Origin of the sequence: Bosea sp. AS-1, from assembly GCF_002220095.1 — a bacterium.
GTDB lineage: Bacteria > Pseudomonadota > Alphaproteobacteria > Rhizobiales > Beijerinckiaceae > Allobosea.
Window position 1 is genome coordinate 4,810,652 of the sequence record NZ_CP022372.1, and the last position, 25,856, is coordinate 4,836,507.

The following is a 25,856-nucleotide window of genomic DNA, read 5'->3' on the forward strand; positions in this document are numbered from 1 at the left end:
CAGCCTTGTGCGGCTTCAGCCCTTCGGCCTGCCATAGCCGCCGGCCGTCGGGGTGATCACCGTCACCGCCTCGCCGGCTTGCAGCAGGGTCTGGTCGGAAGGTTTCAACTCCTCGACCTCGCCCGAGAGCCGGCGCACGACCGTCCTGCCGACCTGCCCCGGCTCGCCGCCTTTCACGCCGAAGGGGCGGACCTTCCGGTGCGAAGCGAGGATGGCGCAGTCCATCGTCTTGAGGAAACGGATGGTCCGACTCGTGCCGTCGCCGGCCGTCCACTCGCCCTTTCCGCCAGACCCGAGGCGGATGTGGAAATCCTCCAGCACGACCGGAAAGCGCGTCTCCAGGATCTCCGGATCGGTGAGGCGTGAATTGGTCATGTGGACATGCACGCCCGAGGTGCCGTTGAAGCCGGGACCGGCCGGCGAGCCCGAGCAGATCGTCTCGTAATACTGATACTGGTCGTTGCCGAAGGTCAGGTTGTTCATCGTGCCCTGCGAACAGGACATCGCCTGAAGCGCGCCGAACAGCGTGTTCGTCACCGCCTGCGAGACCTCGACATTGCCCGCGACCACCGCCGCTGGATAGCGCGGCGCCAGCATCGAGCCTTCCGGCACGACGATCTTGATCGGCCTGAGACATCCCGCATTCATCGGGATGGCGTCGTCGACCATGACGCGGAAGACATAGAGCACAGCGGCACGGGTAACCGGCGCCGGCGCGTTGAAATTGTCCGGCCGCTGCTCCGAGGTACCGGTGAAATCGACCGTCGCCTCGCGCTTTTCGCGGTCGATGGTGATCTTCACCTTGATCGCGCAGCCCTGGTCCATCGGATAGGTGAATTCGGCATCGTGCAGCTTGGTCAGGAGCCGCGCCACGCTCTCGGCGGCGTTATCCTGGACATGGCCCATATAGGCCTGCACGACATCGAGACCGAAGGAGCCGATCATCTTCTTCAGCTCTGCCACGCCCTTCTCGTTGGCGGCGATCTGCGCCTTGAGGTCGTTGACGTTCTGCACGACGTTGCGCACCGGATAGCGCGCGCCGGTAAGCAGCTTGACCAGCTCCTCCTCGCAGAAGCGTCCCTGATCGACGATCTTGAAGTTGTCGATATAGACACCCTCTTCCTCGATATTGGTCGCCAGCGGCGACATCGAGCCCGGCGCCGTGCCTCCGACATCGGCGTGGTGGCCGCGGCTGGCGACCCAGAACAGGATATCCTTGTTCTCAGCATCGAAGACCGGGGTGCAGACCGTGATGTCGGGCAGATGCGTGCCGCCATTGTACGGGGCGTTCAGGCAGTAGACATCGCCCGGCCGGATGACCGGATTGTTAGCGATCACCGTCTCGACCGAACGGTCCATCGAGCCGAGATGCACCGGCATATGCGGGGCGTTGGCGACAAGCGCGCCGGTCTGGTCGAAGACGGCGCAGGAGAAGTCCAGCCGCTCCTTGATGTTCACCGAATAGGCGGTGTTCTGCAGCGTCACGCCCATCTGCTCGGCGATCGACATGAACAGGTTGTTGAAGATCTCGAGCATGACCGGGTCGGCCTTGGTGCCGATTGCCGCCTGCTGCACCAGTGCCTTGGTGCGGTCGAGGACGAGATGATCCTTGGCCGTCAGTCTCGCCGTCCAGCCATCCTCGACAACGACAGTCTGGTTCGGCTCGATGATGATCGCAGGCCCCCCGACGCTCTGGCCGGGTTTCATCACCTCGCGCCGGACAATCGCCGCATCATGCCATGCGCCCTTGGCGAAGAAACGCGTGCGCTCGGCTACCGCGGGCTCTCCTGCCGCTTCGCCGGCCGTGGCCTCCTCGAACCGGGCGCCACCGCCGACAGCCTCGACCTCGACGGCCTCCACAACCAGCGCCTTGGTCTCGTCCATGAAGCCGAAACGCGCCTTGTGCGCCGCCTGGAAGGCCTCCTGCATCTCAGCCCGCGTCCCAGCCGGAACGGCGATGGCCGTGTCGGTTCCGGCATAGCGGATATGAGCCCGGGTATGAATAGCGATATCGCTTTCCGCCACGCCTTGCCCCGCGACTTCGGTTCTGGTCTCGGCCGCCAGCTTTCCTGCCAGCGTTTCGATCGCCCCCTTGGCTTCGGCATCGAGCGGCACGTCGAGCGCGGCCGTCCGCGTCGAGCGGATTTCGGCGAGGCCCATGCCATAGGCCGAAAGCAGGCCGGAGAACGGGTGCAGCAGCACCGTCTTGATACCGAGCGCGTCGGCCACCAGGCAGGCATGCTGCCCGCCAGCGCCACCGAAGGAGTTCAGGGCATAGCGGGTGATGTCGTAGCCGCGCTGTACCGAGATCTTCTTGATCGCCTCGGCCATGTTGGCGACGGCGATCTGGATGAAGCCGTCCGCGACCTCCTCCGGCGAGCGGCCGTCACCGACTTCGGCAGCCAGCACGGAGAACTTGTTGCGGACGATCTCGACATCGAGCGGCTCGTCCTGCTTCGGCCCGAAGATCGCGGGGAAATACGATGGGATCAGCTTGCCGACCATGACATTGGCGTCGGTCACGGCAAGCGGTCCGCCGCGACGATAGGCGGCGGGGCCCGGATTGGCGCCGGCCGAGTCGGGACCAACCCGGAAACGCGCGCCGTCATAATGCAGGATCGAGCCGCCACCGGCCGCGACCGTGTGGATCAGCATCATCGGCGCACGCATGCGCACACCCGCCACCTCGGTCTCGAAAGCACGCTCATATTCGCCATCGAAATGGGCAACGTCGGTCGAGGTGCCGCCCATGTCGAAGCCGATCACCTTGTCGAAACCTGCCGAGCGACCGGTCTCGGCGAGGCCGACCACACCGCCGGCGGGGCCGGAGAGGATCGCGTCCTTGCCCTGGAACAGCTCGGCCGCGGTGAGGCCGCCCGAGGACATCATGAACATCAGGCGCGCGCCGGTGCGGGCGACGTCGAGTTCCTCCGAAACCTGCTGCACGTAACGGCCGAGGATGGGCGAAAGATAGGCATCGACCACGGCGGTGTCGCCGCGCCCGACAAGCTTGATCAGCGGTGAGACTTCGTGGCTGACGGAAACCTGCGGGAAGCCAATCTCGCGGGCGATGCGGGCGGCCGCCTGCTCATGGGCGCTGTAGCGATAGCCGTGCATGAAGACGATCGCGACGGCGCGGAAGCCGGCATCGTACTGCGCCTGCAGCGCCGTCCGGACTGCCGCCTCGTCGAGCGCCCGCTCGACCGTTCCGTCGGCCAGCACGCGCTCCTCGACCTCGAGCACGTCTTCATAGAGCTGCTCGGGCTTCACGATCTGCTTGGCGAAGATGTCCGGCCGCGCCTGGTAGCCGATGCGCAGCGCATCGCGAAAGCCCTTGGTGGTGACGAGCAGCGTCCGGTCGCCCTTGCGTTCCAACAGGGCATTGGTCGCAACGGTCGTGCCCATGCGAACCTCGCCCACCGCCCCTTCCGGAATCGGCTCGCCCGCCCTCAGGCCGAGCAGATCGCGGATGCCCTGCACGGCGGCGTCGCGATAGGCGCCCGGATTTTCTGAAAGCAGCTTCCTGGCATGGAGATTGCCAGATGGATCGCGGCCGATCACGTCGGTGAAGGTGCCGCCACGGTCGATCCAGAAGTCCCAGCGTGCCGCCATCGGAAGTCCCCGGTTTTCATTAGCGGCGCTAACGCCGACATTTCATCGATAAATCGTCGATGTTGTGTTGACAAGCCGATTTCACCGGCTACTCTCGCAATTATGGCTGGAAGAAGGCTGAGGGGCCTCACCAGCAGAAGGCGGAGGATGCGACGATGCGAACGGTCCTGACAATCAGGGGCGGGTGCCCCGGCGTCGGCGGAGCGGCGCTGCGATGATTCGTCGAACGCTCGATCTGCTCTATCTCGCCGCCGGGTACCTCGCAGGCCTGTTTCTTGTCGGCATCTTCGTGCTGATGATGCTGCTATCCGTCGGGCGCGAGATCAATCTCAATGTGCCCTCGGGTGACGATTTCACGGCGTGGTCGCTGGTCGCGATGGCGTTCCTCGGACTCGCCCACACCTTCCGCAAAGGCGAGATGATCCGCGTCGGGTTGATACTCGAGCGCCTGAAAGGCCGGGCGCGCCGGATCGCGGAGCTGCTATCCCTGACGATCGCCGCAGCGTTCATCGCCTATTTCACCTGGCAAGCCGGCAAGCTGGCCTATGATTCCTGGCGCTTCTTCGACATGTCGACGGGCGTGATCTCCGTGCCGCTCTGGATTCCGCAGAGCGGCATGGTCGTCGGCCTGGCGATCCTACTGGTCGCCATCGCCGAGGAATGGGTCACCGTCGCCCTGGGCGGCAGGCCGACCTACGAGCCCGAGCCTCCGCAGACGACGGAAGAGCTGATCGAGCGCGTTGCACAGGGCGGAGGCGTCTGAGCCATGAGCCTGCTTGCTCTCTCCTTCGCCCTGCTCGCCTTCCTGATCGTCGTTCTGGCCAGCGGCGTCTGGATCGCCGTCGGGCTCGGCCTCGTCGGCCTGCTGGCCATGGTCCTCGTCACCGACGTTCCCATCGGGCAGGTCCTGGCGACGACCGTCTGGAGCGCCTCCGCCTCATGGACGCTCGCCGCGCTGCCGCTCTTCATCTGGATGGGCGAAATCCTGTTCCGCACGCGCCTCTCTGCGCAGATGTTCCAGGGTCTTTCGCCCTGGCTGCAGTGGCTGCCCGGACGCCTCGTCCACACCAATATCATCGGCTGCGGTATCTTTGCCGCGGTCTCGGGCTCCTCTGCAGCCACCGTCGCCACCATCGGCAAGATCTCGCTGCCGGAACTGAAGAAGCGCGGCTATGACGAGCGCCTGAGCCTCGGGACCCTCGCCGGTTCCGGCACGCTCGGGCTGCTGATTCCGCCCTCGATCCCCATGGTGGTCTATGCGGTTTCTGCCAATGTGTCGGTGCTGCAGGTTTTCCTCGGCGGCTTCCTGCCCGGCCTCGTGGTGATGGCGCTCTATATGGGCTACGTCATCGTCTGGTCGCTGCTCAATCCGGACAAGACACCGCCGCGCGATCCCTTTATGCCCTTCGTGCAGAAGCTGCGCCAGTCGGCCAAGCTGATGCCCGTCCTGCTGCTGATTGCGGCGGTCTTCTTCTCGCTGATCCTCGGCTTTGCGACCGCGACGGAATGCGCCGCCTGGGGCGTCACCGGCGCGCTCTTCCTCGCCTGGTGGAGCGGCACGCTGACCTGGCAGACCTTCGCCGAGAGCGTGATGAGCGCAACCCGGCTGACCTGCATGATCATGCTGATCCTGGCCGGCGCCGCATTCTGCACGGCGGCGATGGCCTATACCGGCATCCCCGCGGCGCTGGCGGAATGGGTCAAGGGGCAGAACCTCTCGCCGCACATGCTCGTGCTGGCGCTCACCTGCATGTACATCATCCTGGGCTGCCTCATCGACGGCATCTCGATGATCGTGCTGACCGCCGTGATCGTGCTGCCGATGGTCAAGGAAGCTGGCTTCGATCTCGTCTGGTTCGGCGTCTACCTCGTGATCCACGTCGAGATGGCACAGATCACCCCGCCGGTGGGCTTCAATCTGTTCGTCCTGCAGAACATGAGCGGCAAGGATACCTGGACCGTTGCGAAGGCCGCGTTTCCGTTCTTCATTCTGCTGAACGTCGCGGTCATCATCATCACGACCTTCCCGGAAATCGTGCTTTACCTGCCGAAGCTCGCCTTCCCGGATCAATGACCACCACAATCAACAAGAGAGAGGGAATGTCAGCATGATCAACCGCAGAACCCTGGCCGCAGCGGCCTTCGCCGTCAGCGTCAGCGCGCTCGCCATGGCCACGCCGGCCTCGGCCCAGACGAAATGGAACCTCCCCAACGCCTACCCGTCCGACAACCCGCACACGGAGAACCTCGCCCTCTTCGCCAAGGACGTCGAGGCGGCTACCGGCGGCAAGCTCCAGATCACGGTCCATGCCAACGCGGCCCTGTTCAAGGCGCCCGAGATCAAGCGTGCCGTCGCCTCCGGCCAGGCCCAGATGGGCGAGATCCTGATGTCGATCCACGAGAACGAGGACCCGATCTTCGGCATCGACGTCGTGCCCTTCCTGGCGACCAGCTTCGCTGACTCGAAGAAGCTCTACGCCGCCTCGAAATCCGCCATCGAGAAGAAGCTCGACGCACAGGGCATCAAGCTGCTCTTCATGGTCCCCTGGGCGCCGCAGGGCGTCTACGCGAAGAAGGACATCAACACGATCGAGGACATGAAGGGCCTGAAGTGGCGCGCCTATAATGTCGGCACCGCCCGCCTCGGCGAGTTGCTCGGCATGCAGTCGGTGACGATCCAGGCGGCGGAACTGCCGCAGGCGCTCGCCACCGGCGTCGTCAACTCCTTCATGTCGTCGGGCGGCACCGGCTACGATTCCAAGGCCTGGGAATCGCTCGACCACTTCTACGACGTGCAGGCCTGGATCCCGAAGGATGCCACCTTCGTCAACAAGGCCGCCTTCAACGCGCTCGACAAGGCGACGCAGGATGCGATCCTGAAAGCCTCCGCGACCGCCGAGGAACGCGGCTGGAAGATGTGGGAGGAGAAGGCCGGCTGGTATCTCGACCAGCTCAAGGCCAAGGGCATGAAGGTGCAGGCTCCGTCGCCGGCGCTGTCCGCAGGCTTCAAGAAGGCCGGCGAAACCCTGACCGAGGACTGGCTGAAGAAGGCCGGCGCCGACGGCAAGGCGGTCATCGACGCCTACAAGAAGATGTGAGGCGAACGACCTCGCCACGCATCCCATCAGGATCACCGTCATCCCGGGCGTGCCGAAGCGCAGGCCCGGGATCCATGCCGGAGCGGCTCAGGCGTGGATCCCGGATCGACGCCGCCCATGCGGCTTGCACGGGAGGACGCCACATTCCCACTCAGGATGATCGAGCCCGATGACCCCTCCGGCCCCTGACGATCTCGGCCCGATCGTTTCCTCCGGCCATCTCGCATCCGGAGCGCTGCCGGCGCTTTCCGAATTCGAGTTCGCCATGAACATGACGGTGCATGCCTTCCAGCGCTGGATGATCCGCTGCATGGCTGCGGCCGGCATCGCCGATCTGTCGCCGCTCGACGTGCTCGTGCTGCACAACGTCAATCATCGCGGCAAGCCGAAGCGGCTCGCCGATGTCTGTCTCGTCCTCAACATCGAGGACACCCATCTCGTGAACTACTCGATGAAGAAGCTCGAGCGGCTCAAGCTGCTCAAGGGCGGCCGCAAGGGCAAGGAGAAGACCGTCGAGGTGACGCCGGCCGGCGAGGAGGCCTGCCGGCGCTATGCACAGATTCGCGAACAGCTGCTCGTCAGATCCGTCCGGGCGACCGGGATCGATCCGGTACAATTGTCCGAGATCGCCGCCGCCATGCGCTCTCTGTCCGGTCAGTACGATCAGGCCGCACGCGCTGCAGCAAGCCTTTGAGATCGCGCCCGACACCCAACGTTCGGGCGGATCGGCCAAGGTTCTCTGCGGCTCCGGCCAACCCCTCGCAGCGCGAATTCCTCAAGGATTCCAAGATTGTAATTAGTCTAAACTAATAACACAGCTGTTGACGGGACGTTATTTCAAGCGTTGAAGCAGTGGCACTGGATTTCCACTCTCAACTGCCTGCAAGGTTTTCCCGTGATCTCATCGATTTCTTCGCGCGTTCGATCGGCCGCCATGGGCCTCGCCCTCGCCTGCTCCATGCCCGTCCTGGCTCAGGCACAGGATGGCATCACGGTGTACAATGCCCAGCATGCCAGCCTCACCCAGGCCTGGGCCGACGACTTCACCAAGGAAACCGGCATCAAGGTGACGATCCGCAAGGGATCGGATACCGAGCTCGCGAACCAGATCGTTCAGGAAGGCGCCGCGTCTCCCGCCGATGTCTTCGTCACGGAAAACTCCCCCGCCATGGCGCTGGTCGAGAAGGCCGGTCTGTTTGCGGAACTGCCGAAGGATATCCTGGACCAGGTGCCGGCCAACTTCCGGCCCGAAAGCGGGCGCTGGGTCGGTGTGGCGGCGCGCAGCACCGTCTTCGTCTACGACAAGCGCAAGCTGAAGGAAGCCGACCTGCCGAAGTCGATGCTCGACCTCGCGGACGCCAAGTGGAAGGGCCGCTGGGCCGCTTCGCCGTCGGGGGCCGACTTCCAGGCCATCGTCGGCGCGCTCCTCGTCCTCAAGGGCGAGAAGGTCACGGCCGACTGGCTCAAGGCGATGAAGGCGAACTCCAGCGCCTATCGCGGCAACAGCACCGCCATGAAGGCCGTCAATGCCGGCGAAGTCGAAGGCGCGGTGATCTATCACTACTACTACTTCGGCGACCAGGCGAAGACCGGCGAAAACAGCGGCAATATCGGGCTGCACTATTTCCGTCACCAGGACCCCGGCGCGTTCCTGAGCACCTCGGGCGCCGGCGTGCTGGCCTCCAGCAAGCACAAGAAGGAGGCGGAGGCTTTCGTGAAGTGGATGAGCGGCAAGCACGGGCAGGCCGTGCTGCGTGACGGCGATTCCTTCGAATACGCCATCGGCAACGGCGAGGCCTCCAATGCGAAGCTCGAGCCGATCGCCAAGCTCGACGCGCCCAAGGTCGAACCCTCCCAGCTCGACAGCAAGAAGGTCACCGAACTGATGACCGCAGCTGGACTGCTCTGACCCCATTGCGCCAACGCATCGCGCGTGCGAGATCGCCTCGCACGCGCATCACCTCATGACCGTTTCGCTTTCCATCCACGCTCCGGCTTTGCCGATCCTGCCGCTCAGGCGGCAGCGCCACCTTACCGGCCGGGCGATGCTGCTGCTCGCCGGCGCCGTGGCGCTCGGTGCCTTGCTGCCGCTGGGATTCATCGTCTGGATCGCGATCGAGACAGGCTGGCAAACGGCACTCGCCCTGATCTGGCGGCCACGCGTCGGCGAACTGCTTCTCAATACGTTGCTGCTCGAACTGTGCACGCTACCGCCGGCGATCCTGCTGGCGGTCGGGCTGGCATGGTTGACCGAACGCAGCGACATGCCCGGTGCGAAAGTCTTCTCCTGGCTCGCCGTCGCGCCGCTCGCGGTCCCCGCCTTCGTGCAATCCTATGCCTGGGTCAGCCTGCTGCCCGGTTTCCATGGGCTGCCGGCGGCCGTTCTGGTGTCCGTCCTCGCCTATCTGCCGTTCCTTTATCTACCCGTGTCCGCGCAGATCCGCCGGCTCGATCCCGCGCTCGAGCATGTCGCCGCCTCGCTCGGGCAGCCGCCGGCGCTCGTCTTTCTGCGCGTGGTCCTGCCTCAGCTGCGGCTTGCAATCTGCGGCGGCAGCCTCCTGGTCGGGCTACATCTGTTGGCAGAGTACGGCCTCTTCGCGCTGATCCGCTTCGACACCTTCACCACCGCGATCATCGACCAGTTCCAGTCGAGCTTCAACGGCCCGGCGGCAAACATGCTGGCCGGCGTACTGGTGCTGAGCTGCTTCGGGTTGATCGGGCTCGAATGGCTGCTGCGCGGCACTGCGCGCTATGCCCGGCTCGGTTCCGGCGCCCCGCGTCCCGCACCGCGCCAGAGGCTCGGAGCCTGGCGGCTTCCTGCCCTGGCACTGCCGCTCGGCTTCGCCGCACTCAGCCTCGGGGTGCCGGTGGTGACGCTGTCCCGCTGGCTCACGGCCGCGGGCGACGGCGCCTGGCGGCAACCGGCCCTCGCCAATGCCATCGTCGAGACGCTGGGCTATGCGGCCGCCGGGGCTCTCGCGACCGCCACCATCGCGCTGCCAATGGCATGGTTGTCAGTGCGCGCCCCCGGCCGGACCGCACGCTTCCTTGAAGGTTGCCATAGCTATCTCGGCGCCCTTCCGGGTGTGGTGGTGGCGTTGGCGCTCGTCACGATCACGGTCCGTGTCGCCCTGCCGCTCTATCAGACGGCCGCGACGGTGGTTTTCGCCTATATGCTGATGTTCCTGCCGCGCGCGCTCGTCGGGCTGCGGGCCGGCATCGCGCAGGTTCCGGTCGAGCTGGAGCGGGCTGCTGCGGCGCTCGGCCGCAGCCCGGCTCAGACCCTCCTTGCGGTGACGCTGCCGCTCGCAGCCCCGGGCGTCGCCGCCGCGATGGCGCTCGTCGCGATGGGCGTCGCAACCGAGCTGACCGCGACATTGCTGCTCGCCCCGAACGGCACCCGCACGCTCGCCACCGAGTTCTGGGCCCTCACCAGCGAACTCGACTATGCGAAGGCGGCGCCTTATGCCGTCCTGATGATCCTTCTCTCTCTGCCGATGACCGCGCTGCTGCACGCTCAGGCCCGCAAATCCCTCGGCTCATGACCCAGCTTGTCATCTCGGATGTCACGAAGCGCTACGGCGCGATAGCAGCGCTGGATCGCGTCTCCCTTTCCGTGGAAGCGGGCAGCCGGGTCGCTGTTGTCGGCCCTTCCGGCTCGGGGAAGACGACGCTGCTGCGCGTCATCGCCGGCTTCGAAGCGCCCGACGCCGGCAAGGTGACGCTCGACGGACAGGTCCTGGCCGACGGCCCGGCGATCGCGCCGGCGCATCGGCGGCGGGTCGGCTATGTCGCCCAGGACGGAGCGCTGTTTCCGCATCTCGACGTCGCCGGCAATCTCGGCTTCGGCCTTCCGCGCCATGCGCCGGACCGGGCGGAACGCCTGCGCGAGCTGATGGAGATGGTCGAACTCGATCCCGCGATGCTGACGCGCAAGCCGGACGAGCTCTCGGGTGGCCAGCAGCAGCGCGTGGCGCTGGCCCGTGCATTGGCGCGCAAGCCGGCCCTGATGCTTCTCGACGAGCCGTTCTCCGCGCTCGACACAGGCCTGCGCGAAACCGTCCGGCAGGCGGTCGGGCGTGTGCTGTCCCGCGCCGGAATCACCGCCATCCTGGTGACGCACGACCAAGCCGAGGCGCTCTCCTTCGCCGATCAGCTCGCCGTGATGCGCGAAGGCCGCCTGGTGCAGTCTGGTCGCCCGGACGCGCTCTACTGGCAACCGGAAGACCCCAGGACGGCCCTGTTCCTCGGAGAAGGCACCCTGATCGAGGTGGAGATCGGCGATGGCTTCGTCTCCTGTCCGCTTGGCAGGCTGCCGGCTTCCACGTCGGGACGCCACGGACAGGGCACCATCCTGCTGCGGCCGGAGCAGATCGTCCTTGGACCACCTCGCAACGACGGAGTCGGCGCCGTCGTCGAAAACATTTCCTTCGGCGGCTCGCGATGCTTCGCCCAGCTTCGCCTCGATGGCGGGCCTGCGCCCCTGCTTCTTACCGCGAAGGTCGAGAGCATCCGGCTTCCGGCGACAGGGGCTGTGGTGAGTCTCGAAGTGCGCGGCGACGCCTGGCTGCTCCCGGCAGGGGAACCGAGCCCCGGAAGCTGAATTCAGCGCCGGTTCGCGCAGATCAGTCCGGGCGATCGCGGTCTAGGCCGTTGCCCTCATCGAGCAGGATGCGCTCCGCCGCGCCATCGAGATCCTCATACTGGCCGGCGCGCAGCGACCAGAGGAAGGCCACAAGGGCCGTCGCCCCGAGCACGAGCGCCAATGGCACGAGGAAGACCAGGCTGCTCATCGGCTCGCCTCGAAGGCCGGAGCGAAGCCCACCGACTCCGGCCCCTCATCAGCTGAGCGAGCAAGCTTGGGCGGTGCTCCGAGCCGGAGCGCATTGGCGATGACAAGGACGGAAGACAGAGACATCGCCAACGACGCGATCAGCGGCGTGACGTATCCGGCGATCGCGACCGGCAGGGCGATGGCGTTGTAGCCGACCGCCAGAGCAAAGTTCTGCCGCACCAGCCGGCCGGCACTGCGCGAAATCGCCAGGGCCGCCGGGACGGCGTCCAGCCCCGCGTGCAGGAAGACGAAATCGGCGGCGTTGCGACCAATGTCGGCCGCCGAGGCCGGCGCCATCGAGACATGGGCCGCCATCAGCGCCGGGGCATCGTTCAGGCCGTCGCCGACCATCAGCACCTTGCTGCCCCCGGCCGTCAGCGCAGCGAGCCTTTCGACCTTCTGGGCCGGCAGCAGGTCGGCTGCGACGCTCTCGATCCCAAGCTGCGCGGCAACGCGGCTCGCCGCGACCGGTGTATCGCCCGTGAGCAGGGCGATCGCGATACCTCCGCCACGCAGCGCGTTCAGGGCCTCACGCGCCTGCGGACGCAGGGTCTCAACGAAGGTAAAGCGAGCCAGGCCCTTGCCATCCCGACTCAGTGTGGTGCCGCTCTCCCCTGCAGGCTCGGCATCTGCCAGCGCCCATTCTGCCCGTCCCAACCGGTATAGATGGCCATAGAGCCGCCCCTCGATCCCAAGGCCCGGATATTCCCGGACATCCGGCAGGGCCAGCCCATCATCCGAAACCGCCTCGGCGATAGCCTGGGAGAAGGGATGGCCCGAGCGGCGCGCCAAGGCTGCGGCAACGGCGAGGTCGGTCGGCAGGATTTCGGCTGCATTGGCAAGCCGCGGGCGGCCCAGCGTCAAGGTGCCGGTCTTGTCGAAGGCGGCGGCGTCGATCTCCGCCATCCGCTCGATGGCCGAGCCATCCTTGACCATGATGCCGTGCTCGAAGAGGCGCCGCGACGCCACCACCTGCACGATGGGAACGGCAAGCCCAAGCGCACAGGGGCAGGTGATGATCAGCACGGCGATGGCGACGGTGATCGCGCGGTGCCAATCCCCACTCGCCGCCATCCAGCCGAGAAAAGCGAGGAAGGCCGTGGCATGGACGACCGGTGAATAGAGCGCGGCTGCCCGGTCTGCGATGCGGCGATAGCGCGCCCGCCCCCCCTCGGCCGCCTCCATCAGCCGAACCATCTCGGCCAGGAACGAGTCCTCGGCTTTCGCGGAGGCGACGATCGTCAGTGGCCCGGAGAGGTTGAGGGTGCCGGCTCTGACCGCGGCCCCGGGCGCGACTGCTTGCGGCGCGCTCTCGCCGGTAACGATGGCACAGTCGAGATCGGAGTGCCCCTCGGCGACCACACCGTCGGCGGGCACACGCTCACCAGCAGCGAGGGCGAGGCGCATCCCGGGCGCGATCTCGGCCACCGGCAGATAGTCGCGGCTGCCGTCGTCGCGCAGCACGGTCGCGCCGCGGGCCGCGAGACGCATCAGGCCGCGAACGGCAGCGCGGGCTTTCTCGCGCATCAGATGGTCGAGCGCGCGCCCGATCAGCAGGAAGAAGATCAGCGAGGTCGCCGCGTCGAAATAGGCGTGCGGACCGTCATGGATCGTATCGTAGAGGCTCAGGCCGAAGGCGAGGCTGATGCCGATCGAGATCGGCACATCCATGTTTGTGCGGCCATGCTTCAGCACCGACCAGGCAGACATATAGAAGATGCGCCCGGAATAAACGAGGCAGGGCAAGGCCAGCGCCGCCGAGACCCAGTGGAAGGCGCTGCGCGTCTCGGGCTCTGCTCCCGACCAGACCGAAACCGAGAGCAACATGATGTTCATGGCGCAAAAACCGGCGACCGCCAGCGCCCGGATCAACCGGGTCAGCTCCGGATCCGCCGTATCGGCCTCGCTCTCGAAGAGGTGACCGGGGTAGCCGAGGCCCGCCAGAGCCACGAGCAGGTCCGGCGCCTCCTCGCCACGCCATTTCACCGTCACGCGACGGGTCGAGAGGTTGACCCGGACATGCTCGACGCCGGGCACGCGCCTCAGCCCGCTTTCGACAGTGCCGATACAGGCAGCGCAATGGACCGACGGGACCGACAGATCGCTCTGCCTGAGTCCTTCGCCGAGATCGCGACTGGCGAGCCGCAGCTCCTGCCGCGTCGCTGCGCCGTCGAACGCCTCGCCGGGCGCATGCAACGGCGCACAGCAGCTCATCTGATCGCCCTGTAGCTGTGCCAGGTGGCGTGGCCGAGCAGCGGGAAGACGACGATCAGGCCGAGCATTCCGGTCGCCAGGCTGAGCAGGAACAGCGCCAGCACGATCGCGCCCCAGGCGAGCATCACCGGCAGGTTGTTCCAGACCAGCGAGATGCTGGTACCCATCGCGGTGAAGGCATCGACCCGCTCGTCCAGCAGCATCGGAACAGCGAAACTGCTGATCGCGAAGGAGAAGGCGGCGAAGAGGCCACCAGCCGCCGTGCCGACCAGCAACATCGCCCAGCCCGTCGGCGTCGTGACCAGCATCGTGGCGACGTCATGCAGACCGGGGAAGGGACGCAGACCGAAGAACAGCGCATAGATGATCACGGCAGCGCGCATCCAGACCAGCATCAGCAGGCACAGGATCGCCCCGGTGAACCAGACCTGGCCGCCGGAGGCCGCTTTCACGAAGATCATGCGCGCCAGGCTGACCGACCTGCCCTGCTCGATGTCGCGGCTCTTCTGGTAGAGCCCGATCGCCAGAAGCGGCCCGACCACCATGAAGCCCGCCAGAGCCGGGAATAGAATGTAGTCGAGCTCCAGCCGGAACAGCCCCCAGACAATGGCAAGCGAGACCAGGAAGACCACGAAACCATAGATCAGGCTGGGCAGCGGGCTCAGCCAGAGGTCGCGCCAGCCGACGCCGAGCCAGGACAGCGCCGCACTTGCCGGAAGATGGCGCTGCCGCTGCGCGGCGAGCGGGAGGGGGCTGCCGTGGCTCTCGTCGATCGTGCCCATGTTTCCCTCTCCTTCCTCAGCAAGACGAGCCGGCGGCGCGGAGCTGCCCCGGTTCTCCCGCCGTCTTCGCATGCGGCACGCAGGCCGGCTGCGAGCCGATGGCGACATAGACCAGATGCGCATTGGCGAGGATAAGCCCGCCGGCCAGAACGAACGCCACCGTCAGCCAGAAGGCCTTGCGGCCGCCGCGCCGCCCTCCCGCGCTGCTTGCCCGGCCGTTCATTTCTTCTCTCCGCCAAGCGTGCCGACATAGAGCGCCAGCAGCTTGATCTCGGTCGGTGACAGCCGCCCTTCCCAGCTCGGCATATGGCCCTGGCGCCCGCCATGCACGGTGTTGAGCACCGATTGCGCATCGCCGCCATAGATCCAGTTCGTATCCGTCAGGTCCGGTGCGCCCAGATCCTGCATCCCCTTGCCCTCGGGACCGTGGCAGGCGACGCAATTCTGCGCGAAGACCTCCTTGCCGGCCGGCAGGCTCGCCTGCTCGGTTGCGGTCAGCGCCAGGCCCGAGAGCGAGCGGACATAGGCGACGACGGCGAGGACCTGCTCGCGCTGGAGCACGCCATCCCGGCCGAACGCCAGCATCTGCGAGGTGCGCGTGTCCTTGGCCGTGCCATTGATGCCGACGCGGATGGTTTCCGCGATGGCCTCAGGCGCGCCGCCCCAGAGCCAGGAGCCGGCAGCGAGATTGGGAAAGCCCGGACCGCCCTTGCCCTTGGTACCGTGGCAGACGGCGCAGTTATCCTCGAACAATGTGCGCCCCGTCTCGACGACACGGCGCATCAATGCCGGATCGGCCTTGATCTCCGCGAAGGACGCGTTCGCGATCCTCGTCGTCCAGCCCGCACGCTCGGCCGCCGCGTCGCGGACCTGCTCGGTCACGACCTCACGCTGGTCGATGCCGAGCAAGCCCTTGGTGTAGCTCCAACCGAACGGCCAGGCCGGCATCAGCAGCCAGTAACCGATCGAGAAAAGCGCCGTCGCCGCCAGAAAGAACAGGACCACGCGCGGGATCGGCGTCTCGAGCTCCTCGATGCCGTTCCATTCATGGCCGGTCGTCATCCGTCCGGTGACGGGATCGCGTGTCGTATCTGCCATCGCTCAGTCCCCCGGCCTGTCGTCCTTGTCGAGAATGCTCGCCTTCGCGCGGTCGAAGCGCGCCCGGTTGGACGGCCAGAGCGCGTAGATCAGCACCCCGGCCGCCAGAGCGAGCAGGTAGAACAGCCCCCAGCTCTTGGCGAAGCCGACCAGCGATTGATGATCGAGATCCATCGCCCTACTTCTCCGCAGCCGTCGCCGTCTGGCGCTGGGCCGCATCGGTCAGCTTGCCGAGGACCTGCAGATAGGCGACGAGCGCGTCCATCTCGGTCAGGCGGTTCGGCTCGCCGTCGAAGGCGCGCATATTGGTGGCATCGCCATAGCGCTGCGTGACGCCTTCGGCATAAGGGCTGTCGGGGCTGGCCTGGCCATAGGCGTCAGCCGTCGCATTCGCGACCTGCGCATCGGTATAGGGCACGCCGACGGCGCGCTGCGCCGCGAGATGCTTGCCGAGATCGTCGACCTTCAACTCGTTGCGCAGGAGCCAGCCATATTTCGGCATGACCGATTGCGGCACGACATCGCGCGGATTGTAGAGATGAGCGACGTGCCAGGCGTCGGAATACTTGCCCCCGATGCGAGCGAGATCCGGCCCCGTACGCTTCGAGCCCCATTGCATCGGATGGTCGTATTGCGACTCGACCGCGAGCGAATAAGGTCCGTAGCGCTCGACCTCGTCACGCAGCGTGCGGATCATCTGGCTGTGGCAGGCGTAGCAACCCTCGCGGATGTAGATATTGCGCCCCGCCAGCTCGAGCGGCGTATAGGTGCGCATGTCCGGCGCCTTCTCGACCGTCTCATGGATGGTGAAGAGCGGAGCGATCTCGATGAAGCCGCCGATCGCCGAGACGCCGATGATGGCGAGCACGAAGCCGATGGCGTTACGCTCGAGCTTGCGGTGAAAGAACTCGCGCATTGACTCACTCCCCCGGCTGCAGCGCCGCGCCGGCGGCCTGAAGGGCGGGCCGGTCCGCCTCACCCGCGCTTCCCGCGGCCCGGCTGCGGGCCATGCGGATCGTCATCCCGACATTGTAGGCGGCGACGATGGCTCCGAGCAGGAACAGCAGCCCGCCCACGGTGCGCGCAATATAATAGGGGTGCATCGCGACCAGGCTGTCGATGAACGAATAGGCCAGCGTGCCGCTGTCGTTATAGGTGCGCCACATCAGGCCCTGGATGATGCCCGAGTTCCACATCGCGAAGACGTAGATGATGGTCCCGGCGAGGGCGAGCCAGAAATGGACCTCGATCAGCTTGGGCGAATACATCCGCTCGACCTTCCACATCCACGGCACCAGCGCGTAGAGCGAGCCGAAGGTGATCATCGCCACCCAGCCCAGCGCGCCGGCATGGACGTGGCCGATGGTCCAGTCGGTATAGTGCGAGAGCGAGTTGACGGCCCGGATCGCCATGAACGAGCCCTCGAAGGTCGAGAGGCCGTAGAAGACGGCGGCGACCATCATGAAGCGCAGCGTCGCGTCGTCGCGGACTTTGTGCCAGGCGCCGTTCAGCGTCGCCAGTGCGTTGCCGGCCGAAGCCCAGGACGGCACCAGCAACATCACCGAGAAGGTCATGCCCAGCGTCTGCACCCATTGCGGCAGCGCCGTGTAATGCAGGTGGTGTGAGCCCGCCCACATATACATGAAGGTGATGCCCCAGAAGCTGATGATCGACAGCCTGTAGGAGAAGATCGGCCGGCCGGCCCGCTTCGGCAGGTAGTAGTACATCATGCCGAGGAAGCCGGAGGTCAGGAAGAAGGCGACCGCGTTGTGGCCGTACCACCACTGCGTCATCGCATCCTGCACGCCGGAGAAGAGCGAATAGCTCTTGGCGCTGGCGAAGGAGATCGGCACCGCCAGGTTGTTGACGATGTGCAGCACCGCCACGACCAGGATGAAGGCCATGTAGTACCAGTTCGCGACGTAGATATGCGGTTCCTTCCGCCGCTGCAGCGTGCGGATGTAGAGCAGGAAATAGGCGACCCAGACGATGACCAGCCAGATGTCCGCGTACCATTCCGGCTCGGCGTATTCCTTCGACTGGGTGACGCCCATCAGGTAGCCGCTGGCCGCGACCACGCAGAACAGGTTGTAGCCGATCAGTACGAACCAGGGGGTGAGCTGGTCGGGTAGGCGCGCCCGCGAAGTACGCTGCAGGACGTGGAAGGAGGTCGCGATCAGCGCGTTGCCACCGAAGCCGAAGATCACGCCCGAGGTATGGACCGGGCGGATGCGGCCGAAGCTCGCCCAGCCGGCGTCGAAGGTCAGGTCTGGCCAGGCCAGCAGCGCCGCAACCCAGACACCGAAGGCCATGCCGACCACGGCCCAGGCCAGGGATAGGACGATGCCGACCTTGGTCGGATCGTCGTAATAGCGCGTCAGGCGCTCCTCCGAGGGCTCCGGCGCGAAATATTGCGAAAGGACGAGTCCGGCGCAACCGAGGCCGAACAGCAGAACAACGACGCCCTGGGCCCCGAAAAGATCACCATTGCCGGCGATCGCCATGGCGAAGCCGCACAGCGCGACGAGCAGCGATATCGCCATCGCGCCCTGGCGTTCCGCGATCGTTAGCGTCGAAACCATCGCTACCCCCTCCCGAGGCGGCTCGTGCCGCGCATCGCCCTCAGCGCCTGGCGCATCGGCGCACAGCCTGTAGCCGGACAAGGATAGCCAGTCGGCGACATTCGGCCCTTCAAGCGAGGCGCCTGCGCAAAGAGGGAAGGAAATCTCACCGTACCACCTCGATCTCGACTGCCGCGTCGGGCCGGGACATTCGAACAATCGCATCCTTCTAGCGGGCGGATGAAAGCTGCGATTTGATTCAGCTCAATTCAGTGCCGATTTCGAGCACCGTGCCTAGCGGGCGTCCGACACTATCGGAGCCGGAGCGTCCGCAAGTTGCGAAAACGCAAACTCGCGTCGAAGATCTTCAGCCGGCAAGGAAACAGGCCGAGGGCCGACCACTTCCGGTTTTCATACGAAGATTCATGCACTTGAAGTGCAATGAAATGAGATTGTCCGGCTTCTGGCCGGATGACATCCTGCTGGTTCTGTCCCATGCCGGCATGCAGCCGAGGCGCGCCGCGTTGCGGTCTCGTCGGCGCCTGGTCCGGTTCCTGATCGGGCACTCGGCCGGTGCTTGGCCACGCCCAAACAAGAGGCGCACAAGATGCTCGATGCTTCGGAACGGCTCGTCGAAAATCTCGGTGCCGCACTTCTCGCAAGCGAAGCCGACGCCATCCTGGCGACCGACCAAAATGGCATCATCCTGTTCTGGAATCCCGGCGCGGTCCGGCTTTTCGGCTTCACACCGGAACAGGCTCTCAGCGCATCGCTCGATCTGATCATTCCCGAACGGCTGCGACGGCGGCACTGGATCGGCTGGGAGAACGTTATTGCAACCGGCGCCACGCGCTATGGCGCCGGCGATCTGCTGTCCGTCCCGGCCCTAGCGGCGGATGGCCGGCAGATCTCGGTCGAGTTCACCATCACCCTGCTGCGTGGGCCCGGTGGCGGGATCACCGGCATGGCGGCCGTCCTGCGCGACGTCACGCTCCGTTTCGAGGAACTGCGCCGGCTGCGGCGCGAACTCGCAGGGCAGACCGGGACCGGGCAAGCGGGAGAGGCGCGACCGTGACCGTCGCCACCGACCTGGCCCCGCCGCTCGATGTGGTGCGCTGGTTCAACACGCCGCAACCGCTCGCTCTCGCCGACCTGCGCGGGCGCGTCGTGGTTCTCCATGCCTTCCAGATGCTCTGCCCCGGCTGTGTGCAGGGCGGCCTGCCGCAAGCGCAGCGGATCTCCCGACTCTTTCCCGCAGAAGCGGTCGCAGTCATCGGGCTCCACACGGTCTTCGAACACCATGCGGCGATGACGCCGGTCTCGCTCGAAGCCTTCATCCACGAGTTCCGCCTGACCTTCCCGATCGGCGTCGACCGGCCCTCGGAGGACGGGCCGCTTCCGCAGACCATGGCTGCCTATGGCATGCGCGGAACGCCGAGCCTGATCCTGATCGACAGGGCGGGGCGCATCCGCAAGCACGGCTTCGGGACCGAGGACGATATGCGGATCGGTGCCGAGGTCGCGACGCTCCTGGCCGAGCCGGCCGATCAGGAGATCGCAGCCTCGCCTAGCGGCTCCTGATGCCGGTTTCGGTCATGATGTGGCGCATGGGAATGTCATGGGGTTGCGGCATGATCGACGCCATCGCGGCCTGATCATAGCCGACGCCGATCGCAACTGTGCTCGTGGGCAGTTGAACCAGCGTCCGGTCGAAGAAGCCGCCGCCATAGCCGAGCCTATAGAAGCCCGGATCGAAGCCGACGAGAGGCGCAATCACGATATCCGGGATGACGACCTCGCCATCCGCAGGAATCGGGATGTTCCAGACACCGCGCGTCAGGCGATCTCCCTGTTGCCAGCTTCGGAAGATGAGCGGTGTCCGGCTCGCGACCACCACGGGTAGCGCCGTACGTGCGCCGCGAGCCTGGAGCGACACCAGCCATGGCCGCAGATCCGGCTCGCCGCGGAACGGCCAATAGGCGCTGATCACATGCCCGCCTGGATCACCGATCAGCCGATCGAGGGCCTGCGCGATCCTTGCAGCTGCGTCGGCCCGGAACGATGCCGACAGCGAAAGGCGGTTCGTGATCAGCCGCTCCCGCTGGGCCTTGCGCCAGGCGACGACGCCCTGCGTGGGCGGTGGTGGCGGAGCGAGGCCGAAATAAGCAGGATCGACCTCCCGCATGAAGCAGGGCGGCGAGGCATAGCTGCGCGGCTCGTCATCGTCTCGCGTCATCGCACCTCCGTCCGCGTCGCCACGACCAGCCAACCATCGTCCCGCACCGCCGGGTTGCGTGCAAACGTCCAGATGTCGACGCCGTGCAAGGGGCTCGACACATTGCGGAAGAGCAGCCCTGCCGGGCGACGCGGCAGCTTGAAGGATTCGCTGGTGAAACGGATGGACACCTCCATCCGCTCTTCCTCGATCCGGGCCTCTACGATCTCGGGCTCGATGCGCGAGAACAAGGTTTCCGCCGCCTCCTCCCCCTCCTCCTCACGCTGGGCAATCGTCTCGCTGAAGGCATCGTAGACATCCGGGGCAAGCAAGTGGCTCAGGGCGTCTCGGTCTCCGGCATCGAAGGCCGACACCACAGCTTCATAAGTCGCGAGCGCCCTTCCGATGAAGGCCTCTACCGAGGCTGCACCATCGCGCTGCAGGATTTCGCGCATCGAGGCGGCTGCGCTGCGCGATATGATCGCGGACAAGGCCCGTGGGTCGGGCTTCTGCTGCACCTGATCGCCCGCTGCCTGCTCCGCCGTTTCGCCATTCCCGGCCTGTCCGAGCGACGTCAGTTGCTGGGTGAACCAGACAAGGTTCCAGTAGACGCAGATGAGCCAGAGGAGCGTCGTCAATCCTGTGCTGTCGGCTTCATGGGGCATTGCGACCTCCCTGTCCTGGTTCCGACATCATCCGGCCCGGGCGCACCTCAGGCCTCATGATCCGTCCCGACGATGCGTGGCAGCGTCTCGAACTGGTGGAAGGGTGGCGGCGAGGACAGCGTCCATTCCAGGGTCGTCGCGCCCTCCCCCCATGGATTGTCGCCGGCGGGGCGCTTGCGCCAGAACGCCTCCGCGACCATCGCGACGAAGACGAGCAGGCTCGCGCCAGAGATGTAGGAGCCGATCGAGGAGACGAAGTTCCAGCCGGCGAAGGCATCGGGATAATCGGCATAATGGCGCGGCATGCCCGCCAGTCCGAGGAAATGCTGCGGGAAGAACACCATGTTCACACCAACGAACATCATGACGAAATGCAGCCGCCCGAGCCATTCATTGGTCAGGTAGCCGCTCATCTTCGGGAACCAGTAGTAGAAGCCGGCGAAGATGCCGAAGACGGCGCCGAGCGACAGCACGTAGTGGAAATGGGCGATGACGTAGTAGGTGTTGTGCAGGACGCGGTCGACGCCGGCATTGGCCAAGACCACGCCGGTGACGCCGCCGATGGTGAAGAGTACGACGAAGCCGATTGCCCAGAGCATCGGAACGCGGATGCTGATCGAGCCGCCCCACATCGTCGCGAGCCAGGAGAAGATCTTGATGCCCGTCGGCACCGCGATGACCATCGAGGCGAAAGCGAAGTAGCGCTGCGTGTTGAGCGACAGCCCGGCGGTGAACATATGGTGCGCCCAGACGATGAAGCCGATGAGGCCGATCGCGACGATGGCATAAGCCATGCCGAGATAGCCGAAGATCGGTTTCTTCGAGAAGGTCGAGACGACATGGCTGACGATGCCGAAGGCTGGCAGGATCATGATGTAGACTTCGGGGTGGCCGAAGAACCAGAACAGATGCTGGTAGAGGATCGGGTCGCCGCCGCCGGCCGGATCGAAGAAGGTCGTGCCGAAGTTGCGGTCGGTCAGCAGCATGGTGATCGCACCGGCCAGCACGGGCAGCGCGAAGAGCAGCATGAAGGCCGTGACCAGCATCGCCCAGGCGAAGAGCGGCATCTTGTGCAAGGTCATGCCGGGCGCGCGCATGTTCAGGATCGTCGTGATGAAGTTGATCGCGCCCAGGATCGAGGCCGCGCCGGACAAGTGAATCGACAGGATGACGAAATCGACCGCCGGACCAGGCTGACCGGTGGCTGCGGAGAACGGCGGATAGAGCGTCCAGCCGCCGCCATGGCCGGAAGTGCCCGGCGCGCCTTCGACGAAGAGCGAGCAGAGAAACAGCACGAAGGACGCGACCAGCAGCCAGAACGAGACGTTATTCATGCGCGGAAAGGCCATGTCCGGCGCACCGATCATCAGCGGCACCAGCCAGTTGCCGAACCCGCCGATCAGCGCCGGCATGATGACGAAGAAGATCATGATCAGGCCGTGGGCGCTGACGACCACATTGAACACAGCCGGGCTGGAAAAGATCTGCATGCCCGGCTGCTGCAGCTCCATCCGCATGGCAACCGAGAGAGCCGTGCCCAGCATGCCGGCGAGGGCGGAGAAGATCAGGTAGAGCGTCCCGATGTCCTTGTGGTTGGTCGACAGGAACCAGCGGGTCCAGAAGCCGGGCCTGTGGTCGGCGGTCTCGACGTGAGCTGTCATCTCATTCTCCTACGACGCGCAGCGGCTCGACATTTGCCGGCGTGACCGGCGGCCGCGTCTCGCCCGACGCGGCCGCCGACACGTCCCCCATCTGCGGCGCGACTTCCCGGTCGGCGCGGCTGCGGCGGACGAGCACGATCTCTGCGATGACCGACAACGCGATTTCCTCGGCCGTGCGTGCGCTCAAGGCGAGCCCGGCCGGGGCGTGAATCCGATCGATCGCCTGGCGGTCGAAACCGATCTTGCGCAGATAGGCCAACACCAGCCCGGCGCGCTTGCGGCTGGCGATCAGCGCGATATGGCCGACCTCGCTCGCGAGCAGGCGGCGCAGCGATTCATGGTCGCCGCGATGCTGCGTTGCGACGACCGCGAAGTCTCCGGCCGCCGGCGTCACCGCCTCATAGTCAGGATCGTCGGCGATGATGCGGGAGGCCTCGGGAAACCGTTCCGCAACGGCCATGGCGTCATCGACGACGACCGAGAATCCCAACAGAACGCCGAAGTGGCACAGGCATTCGGCCACGCGGCCATGCCCCAGAATCCAGAGCGCAGGTCTAGGCAGGACGGGCTCGACATAGACCCGCATCCGGCCGCCGCAGGGCATGCCCGCGCCGAGCACCTCGCTGTCGAGGTCGACCTCGACGAGTTGCGGCGTGCCGCTGGCGCAGGCTTCGACCGCGGCGTGCGCGATCGTGGATTCGGCACAGCCGCCGCCGACCCAGCCCGCAATGACTTCCCCTTCGGTATCGAACAGAGCCTTCGCACCGGCGCGCCCTGCGCTGGAGCCCCGCGCTTCGACGACGACGCCGAGCGCGAAAGCATGGCCGGCAGCAGACAGTTCGGCGGCCAGCTGGAGGATATCCGTTCCGGTAAAATCGGCGGGGCGCACGCCCATGGCATCCCATCCCAGAAGACTGGGGCCGCCATGTTCAGGGGATCCTGCCGGTCAGCTGTTCCGCGTGGACGATGGCGTTGCCCAGCTCCGCCATCTTGCGCTTTCAAGAAAAGCAAACAATCGAATTTAATGACGGATTGAATGCAGGAATAATGCTACAAAGGTCTCGGAGGCGCTGCACATGGATATCGAGCTGGCCCGAACCTTCCTGGAGATCGTGCGGATGCGCAGCTTCGTGCGCGCCGCCGAGCAGCTCAACGTCAGCCAGACCGCGGTCAGTGCGCGCGTCAAGGCCCTGGAAGAACAGCTCGGGCGGCCGCTTTTCATCCGCAACAAGAACGGTGCTTCACTGACGCCCGCGGGCGAGCAGTTCCTACGCTATGCGCCAATGTTCGTGCAGCTCTGGCAGCGGGCGCGGCACCAAGTTGCGGTCCCGCCGGGGCGACGCGCGGTGCTGAGCATCGGCGGTGAACTCAGCCTCTGGCATCCGTGGCTGGTCGAATGGCTGCATTGGATGCGCCGCGCCGCGCCCGACATCGCGCTGCGCGTCGAGGTCGGCCTGCCCGAAAGTCTGACCCATCAGGTTTCGACCGGCGCGCTCGACATCGCCGTGATGTATCAACCCCAGCACCGGCCGGGCGCGCGCGTCGAATTGCTGCTCGAGGAGAAGCTCGTGCTGGTCTCGACCGCTGCAGACACCGAAACCGCAGGGGCGGACAATTACGTCTATGTCGACTGGGGCCCGGACTTCGCCCAGCATCACGAACTCAGCTTTCCCGAGGAGAACAACCCCGGCCTGTTCGTCAGCCTGGGGCCGCTCGCCTTGAGCTATATCCTCGAGGTCGGCGGCTCGGGATATTTCCGCCAGCGGGTGGTCGCGCCACACATCGCCGCCGGCCGGCTGCATCTCGTCGCCGGAGCGCCGAGCTTCTTCTACCCGATCTATGCCATGTGCTCGGCCCAGGCCGATGACGAGCTGGTGGATCTCGCCCTGTCGGGATTACGCAGCATTGCGGCGGCGAGTCCGGCGGAGGCGGCAGCGGGATCCTGAGCGGGCGGCATCGGGCGCTGGAGGCCATAATGGTGAATTATGGATGGCCTCGAACAAAGCATATGAAGAATGGGCGGGGACCGTCTAATGCTCTGGCATGGCCCAATCAAGGGCAACCTTGGCGAAAGCCTTGCCCGAGCGCGGCGTCGCCGTCTCGAACGGGCTCGGCGGAGCGCCTTGGGGGTAGCCCGCCGCTTCGTCAGATCAGGAATGCCCGTGTCACGCATCGTCACCGTCGCCGCCGCCCAGCTAGGCCCGATCCAGCGAGCCGACAGCCGCAAGCAGGTCATCGACCGAATGATCGCGTTGATGGAGGCGGCCAGGGCGCAGGGCGCGACCTTCATTGTCTATCCGGAGCTGGCTCTCACCACCTTCTTCCCACGCTGGTATCACGAGGATCGCGCCGAAGCGGATGGCTGGTTCGAGCGCAGCATGCCGGGCCCGCAGACGCAGCCGCTTTTCGACAAGGCGAGAGAGCTCGGCATGGCCATGAGCTTCGGTTATGCCGAGCTGACGCCAGAGGGGCGGCATTTCAACAGCTCGATCCTCGTCGATCGAGCGGGCCGGATCGTCGGCAAGTATCGCAAGATCCATCTGCCGGGCCACGTCGAATTCGACCCGGAGCGGACGCATCAGCATCTCGAGAAGCGCTATTTCGAGCCGGGCGATCTCGGCTTCCCGGTCTGGGAATTCGAAGGTGGTCTCTTCGGCATGGCGATCTGCAACGACCGGCGCTGGCCGGAGACCTATCGCATCATGGGGCTTCAGGGCGTCGAGATGGTCGTGCTCGGCTACAACACCCCATCCGTCAACGGGCAATCGCCCCATGAGACGACCGCCGACCGGCTGTTCCACCATCGGCTCTCGGTGCAGGCCGGCGCCTACCAGAACTCGACCTGGGTCGTGGCCGTGGCCAAGGCCGGCACGGAAGATGGCCATTCGCTCTTCGGTGGCACGCTGATCGCGGCACCGGACGGCAAGATCGTCGGCGAACTCGACCATGAGGAGGACGGCGTGCTCGTCCATGCCTGCGATCTCGACGAGACGCGCTTCGGCAAGGCGACGATCTTCGACTTCGCCCGCCACCGCCGCGTCGAGCATTACGGCCTGCTGACCGAGCGCACCGGCGTCGGCGCGCCGCTTGGGAAGCCGGAGGGTGCCTGAGCGCCC

24 protein-coding genes are annotated in these 25,856 nt (G+C 65.9%); 11 read left to right on the forward strand and 13 right to left on the reverse strand.

Annotated features, from left to right (window positions below; genetic code table 11):
• Positions 1 to 15: 15 nt before the first annotated feature.
• Complete coding sequence (locus CE453_RS24570; protein WP_089176969.1) at positions 16 to 3,612, reverse strand: hydantoinase B/oxoprolinase family protein; 3,597 nt, start codon at positions 3,610 to 3,612, stop codon at positions 16 to 18.
• A 214-nt stretch (positions 3,613 to 3,826) separates the two neighbouring features.
• On the opposite strand from CE453_RS24570, the gene CE453_RS24575 reads away from it, so the two are divergent.
• From CE453_RS24575 to CE453_RS24605, 7 genes are all read left to right on the forward strand, one after another.
• On the forward strand, positions 3,827 to 4,375 hold the full coding sequence (locus CE453_RS24575; protein ID WP_089176970.1) for a TRAP transporter small permease: 549 nt from the start codon (positions 3,827 to 3,829) through the stop codon (positions 4,373 to 4,375).
• Positions 4,376 to 4,378: 3 nt separating this feature from the next.
• Entirely contained in the window at positions 4,379 to 5,686 is a 1,308-nt protein-coding gene (locus tag CE453_RS24580; RefSeq protein ID WP_089176971.1) for a TRAP transporter large permease, read from the forward strand.
• A gap of 34 nt (positions 5,687 to 5,720) precedes the next feature.
• Positions 5,721 to 6,710, forward strand: coding sequence for a TRAP transporter substrate-binding protein (locus CE453_RS24585; protein ID WP_089176972.1), 990 nt, complete (start codon positions 5,721 to 5,723; stop codon positions 6,708 to 6,710).
• Between the two features lie 169 nt (positions 6,711 to 6,879).
• Complete coding sequence (locus tag CE453_RS24590) at positions 6,880 to 7,404, forward strand: winged helix DNA-binding protein (RefSeq protein ID WP_089176973.1); 525 nt, start codon at positions 6,880 to 6,882, stop codon at positions 7,402 to 7,404.
• Between the two features lie 240 nt (positions 7,405 to 7,644).
• Complete coding sequence (locus CE453_RS24595) at positions 7,645 to 8,619, forward strand: iron ABC transporter substrate-binding protein (RefSeq protein ID WP_089176974.1); 975 nt, start codon at positions 7,645 to 7,647, stop codon at positions 8,617 to 8,619.
• Between the two features lie 55 nt (positions 8,620 to 8,674).
• The gene (locus tag CE453_RS24600; protein WP_089176975.1) at positions 8,675 to 10,255 is read left to right on the forward strand and encodes an ABC transporter permease; all 1,581 of its coding nucleotides are present in this window, start codon (positions 8,675 to 8,677) and stop codon (positions 10,253 to 10,255) included.
• Entirely contained in the window at positions 10,252 to 11,313 is a 1,062-nt protein-coding gene (locus CE453_RS24605; protein WP_089176976.1) for an ABC transporter ATP-binding protein, read from the forward strand. Before CE453_RS24600 ends, CE453_RS24605 begins: the two co-directional genes overlap by 4 nt.
• A gap of 22 nt (positions 11,314 to 11,335) precedes the next feature.
• Here the strand turns inward: CE453_RS24605 and ccoS are convergent, their stop codons facing one another.
• Genes ccoS through ccoN form a run of 8 tightly spaced genes read right to left on the reverse strand, consistent with a single transcriptional unit; the run spans position 11,336 to position 18,220 of the window.
• Positions 11,336 to 11,503 carry a cbb3-type cytochrome oxidase assembly protein CcoS gene (gene ccoS, locus CE453_RS24610; protein WP_089176977.1) on the reverse strand — a complete coding sequence of 56 codons (168 nt, stop codon included), beginning with the start codon at positions 11,501 to 11,503 and terminating at the stop codon, positions 11,336 to 11,338.
• A complete protein-coding gene (locus CE453_RS24615; protein WP_089176978.1) occupies positions 11,500 to 13,758 on the reverse strand; it encodes a cation-translocating P-type ATPase in 2,259 nt (752 codons plus the stop codon). Before CE453_RS24615 ends, ccoS begins: the two co-directional genes overlap by 4 nt.
• A complete protein-coding gene (locus tag CE453_RS24620; protein ID WP_089176979.1) occupies positions 13,755 to 14,540 on the reverse strand; it encodes a DUF2189 domain-containing protein in 786 nt (261 codons plus the stop codon). The genes CE453_RS24615 and CE453_RS24620 overlap by 4 nt, the downstream gene beginning before the upstream one ends.
• Before the next feature lie 16 nt (positions 14,541 to 14,556).
• Positions 14,557 to 14,763, reverse strand: coding sequence for a hypothetical protein (locus CE453_RS24625; RefSeq protein WP_089176980.1), 207 nt, complete (start codon positions 14,761 to 14,763; stop codon positions 14,557 to 14,559).
• Positions 14,760 to 15,638, reverse strand: coding sequence for a cytochrome-c oxidase, cbb3-type subunit III (gene ccoP / locus CE453_RS24630; protein WP_089176981.1), 879 nt, complete (start codon positions 15,636 to 15,638; stop codon positions 14,760 to 14,762). The genes CE453_RS24625 and ccoP overlap by 4 nt, the downstream gene beginning before the upstream one ends.
• A gap of 3 nt (positions 15,639 to 15,641) precedes the next feature.
• Entirely contained in the window at positions 15,642 to 15,812 is a 171-nt protein-coding gene (locus tag CE453_RS24635; RefSeq protein ID WP_089176982.1) for a cbb3-type cytochrome c oxidase subunit 3, read from the reverse strand.
• Between the two features lie 4 nt (positions 15,813 to 15,816).
• On the reverse strand, positions 15,817 to 16,554 hold the full coding sequence (gene ccoO / locus CE453_RS24640) for a cytochrome-c oxidase, cbb3-type subunit II (RefSeq protein WP_089176983.1): 738 nt from the start codon (positions 16,552 to 16,554) through the stop codon (positions 15,817 to 15,819).
• 4 nt (positions 16,555 to 16,558) lie between these two features.
• Complete coding sequence (gene ccoN, locus CE453_RS24645; protein WP_089176984.1) at positions 16,559 to 18,220, reverse strand: cytochrome-c oxidase, cbb3-type subunit I; 1,662 nt, start codon at positions 18,218 to 18,220, stop codon at positions 16,559 to 16,561.
• 586 nt (positions 18,221 to 18,806) lie between these two features.
• On the opposite strand from ccoN, the gene CE453_RS24650 reads away from it, so the two are divergent.
• Both CE453_RS24650 and CE453_RS24655 read left to right on the forward strand, forming a co-directional pair.
• A complete protein-coding gene (locus tag CE453_RS24650; RefSeq protein WP_089176985.1) occupies positions 18,807 to 19,274 on the forward strand; it encodes a PAS domain-containing protein in 468 nt (155 codons plus the stop codon).
• Positions 19,271 to 19,780, forward strand: coding sequence for a peroxiredoxin family protein (locus CE453_RS24655; RefSeq protein WP_089176986.1), 510 nt, complete (start codon positions 19,271 to 19,273; stop codon positions 19,778 to 19,780). The genes CE453_RS24650 and CE453_RS24655 overlap by 4 nt, the downstream gene beginning before the upstream one ends.
• Here CE453_RS24655 and CE453_RS24660 read toward each other — a convergent pair.
• From CE453_RS24660 to CE453_RS24675, 4 genes are read right to left on the reverse strand one after another with little or no spacing between them, the layout of a single operon-like run.
• Positions 19,767 to 20,435, reverse strand: coding sequence for a 5-formyltetrahydrofolate cyclo-ligase (locus CE453_RS24660; protein ID WP_089176987.1), 669 nt, complete (start codon positions 20,433 to 20,435; stop codon positions 19,767 to 19,769). The two genes, CE453_RS24655 and CE453_RS24660, sit on opposite strands and share 14 nt — an antisense overlap.
• Positions 20,432 to 21,079 (reverse strand): Tim44 domain-containing protein, encoded by a 648-nt coding sequence (locus tag CE453_RS24665; RefSeq protein ID WP_089176988.1) that lies wholly within the window; start codon positions 21,077 to 21,079, stop codon positions 20,432 to 20,434. The genes CE453_RS24660 and CE453_RS24665 overlap by 4 nt, the downstream gene beginning before the upstream one ends.
• Before the next feature lie 47 nt (positions 21,080 to 21,126).
• Positions 21,127 to 22,740 carry a cytochrome c oxidase subunit I gene (gene ctaD / locus CE453_RS24670; RefSeq protein ID WP_089176989.1) on the reverse strand — a complete coding sequence of 538 codons (1,614 nt, stop codon included), beginning with the start codon at positions 22,738 to 22,740 and terminating at the stop codon, positions 21,127 to 21,129.
• Between the two features lies 1 nt (position 22,741).
• The gene (locus tag CE453_RS24675; RefSeq protein WP_089176990.1) at positions 22,742 to 23,635 is read right to left on the reverse strand and encodes an XdhC family protein; all 894 of its coding nucleotides are present in this window, start codon (positions 23,633 to 23,635) and stop codon (positions 22,742 to 22,744) included.
• A 181-nt stretch (positions 23,636 to 23,816) separates the two neighbouring features.
• On the opposite strand from CE453_RS24675, the gene CE453_RS24680 reads away from it, so the two are divergent.
• Together CE453_RS24680 and CE453_RS24685 are read left to right on the forward strand one after the other, a co-directional pair.
• Positions 23,817 to 24,686 carry a LysR family transcriptional regulator gene (locus CE453_RS24680; protein ID WP_089176991.1) on the forward strand — a complete coding sequence of 290 codons (870 nt, stop codon included), beginning with the start codon at positions 23,817 to 23,819 and terminating at the stop codon, positions 24,684 to 24,686.
• A gap of 216 nt (positions 24,687 to 24,902) precedes the next feature.
• Complete coding sequence (locus tag CE453_RS24685; protein WP_248307871.1) at positions 24,903 to 25,850, forward strand: N-carbamoyl-D-amino-acid hydrolase; 948 nt, start codon at positions 24,903 to 24,905, stop codon at positions 25,848 to 25,850.
• The last annotated feature ends 6 nt before the right edge of the window (positions 25,851 to 25,856 follow it).